The following is a 2,105-nucleotide window of genomic DNA, read 5'->3' on the forward strand; positions in this document are numbered from 1 at the left end:
AAGAAGAAATTCTACTGGCCGGCGGCGCACAACGACGTCGTCTGGCGCCTGCTGAAGCGCGCCAAGCGTGGCGCCGAGGTGATCTACATCCCGGGCAATCACGACGAGGTCGTGCGCCAGTTCTGCGGGCTCGATTTCGGCGGCATCGCGATCCGCCGCAATGCCATCCACGAGACCGCCGACGGCCGCCGCCTGCTGGTGCTGCATGGCGACGAATTCGACGCGATCACGTTGTCGCATCGCTGGCTCGCGCATGTCGGCGACGCGGCGTACGAGGCGATGATGGCGCTCAACCGGCTGGTCAACCGCTGGCGGCGCTTCTGGAACCTGCCCTATTGGTCGCTGTCCAAGCATGCCAAGGCCAAGGTCAAGAACGCGGTCGAATTCATCTCGCATTACGAAGACGTCGTCGCCCAGGCCGCGGCGCATCGCGGGGTGGACGGTGTTGTCTGTGGACATATCCACACGGCGGAATATCGTGAAATCCACGGCGTTTTTTATTATAACGACGGGGATTGGGTCGAAGGCTGCACCGCATTGGTCGAGCATTTCGATGGCCGGATGGAGGTGTTGCACTGGGCCGACGAAATCGAAGGAAGACAGGCGCAAGCCCCCTTCTTGACGCTAGCGGCGGCCTGAAGAACGTGCGCATCGCGATCGTCACCGATGCCTGGAGCCCTCAGGTCAACGGGGTCGTGCGCACCCTGCAGTCGGTCCGCGACGAACTGGTCGCGCAGGGGCACGAGGTGCTGATCGTCTCGCCCGATCTGTTCTATTCACTGCCGTGTCCGACTTATCCCGAGATCCGCCTGGCCTTCGCCTCGACCGGATCGGTGGGACGGATGCTGGAGGATTTCAGCCCCCAGGCGATCCATCTCGCGACCGAGGGGCCGGTGTGCCTGGCGGCGCGGCGCTGGTGCCTGGCGCGCGATTTTCCTTTCACCACCGCTTACCACACGCAATTCCCCGACTATGTCGCGGCGCGCACGGGCGTGAATCCCGAATGGGTGTGGCGCTACATCCGCTGGTTCCATTCGCCGGCGCAGTCGATCCTCGCGTCGACCCCGTCGATCGCCAACACGCTGAAGGCGCATGGCCTGACCCAGATCCGGCATTGGGGGCGCGGCGTCGATCTCTCGACCTTCGGCGATCCGATTCCCGATCCCGTGATCCACGCCTTGCCCGGCCCGATCCAGCTCTATGTCGGCCGGGTCGCGATCGAGAAGAATATCGAGGCATTCCTGACTGCGACGCATCCGGGATCGAAGGTGATCGTCGGCGATGGCCCGGCGCTTGCCTCGCTCAAGGCGAAGTTCCCGGAGGCGCATTTCCTCGGACCTAAATTCGGCACCGACCTCGCGTCGGCTTATGCCGCCGCCGACGTCTTCGTCTTCCCCAGCAAGACCGACACGTTCGGGCTGGTGATGATCGAGGCACTGGCCTGCGGCACGCCCGTCGCGGGCTATCCGGTGACCGGGCCGGTCGACGTGCTCACGCCGGAGACCGGGGCGATGAACGACGATCTCGACCAGGCGATCGCCGAAGCGCTGACCCGAGACCGGGCGGCGTGCCGAGCCTATGGCCAGGGTTTCACCTGGGCCAAGAGCGCGCATCAGTTTCTGCATGCGCTGGTCCCGGTCGGCGGTGACGAGGCGTTGGCGGCCTAAACGCCTCCAACCGTCATCCCCGCGAAAGCGGGGACCCATCTCCCAAAACGTTCCCAAAACAGGCGCGACGTAATGGTGACGACAGCACGAGATGGGTTCCCGCTTTCGCGGGGATGACGAACAAAGCGATCCTCACTCGCTCCACCGCTTGCCCAAATCCGCCATTCGGACTACATCGCCCTCCACGACACGGCCGCTCCGCGAGGGGCGGCCCTATTTATTTCTGACGGAGATTTTCGTGGCTCAGCCGCTCATGCCGCATGCGACCGCTTCCTGGCTGGTCGACAACACCTCGCTCAGCTTCGAGCAGATCGCCGAATTCTGCGGCCTGCACATCCTCGAGGTCCAGGCGATCGCCGACGACACCGCGGCGACCAAGCTGACCGGCCGCGACCCGGTCCGCGCGCACGAGCTGACGATGGACGAGATCGAAAAGGG

3 protein-coding genes are annotated in these 2,105 nt (G+C 64.6%); all 3 read left to right on the top strand.

Translation table 11 applies throughout. The features are described from left to right. Positions 1–639, top strand: a 639-nt coding sequence (locus tag ACTHJR_RS14105) for a UDP-2,3-diacylglucosamine diphosphatase (RefSeq protein ID WP_440523870.1), incomplete at its 5' end; no start/stop codon positions are given. A gap of 5 nt (positions 640–644) precedes the next feature. Beyond that, entirely contained in the window at positions 645–1,667 is a 1,023-nt protein-coding gene (locus tag ACTHJR_RS14110; RefSeq protein WP_440523871.1) for a glycosyltransferase family 4 protein, read from the top strand. Positions 1,668–1,905: 238 nt separating this feature from the next. Then, positions 1,906–2,105, top strand: a 200-nt coding sequence (locus tag ACTHJR_RS14115) for a cell cycle transcriptional regulator TrcR (RefSeq protein WP_440523872.1), incomplete at its 3' end; no start/stop codon positions are given.

Source organism: Sphingomonas sp., assembly GCF_051962185.1.
Lineage (GTDB): Bacteria > Pseudomonadota > Alphaproteobacteria > Sphingomonadales > Sphingomonadaceae > Sphingomonas.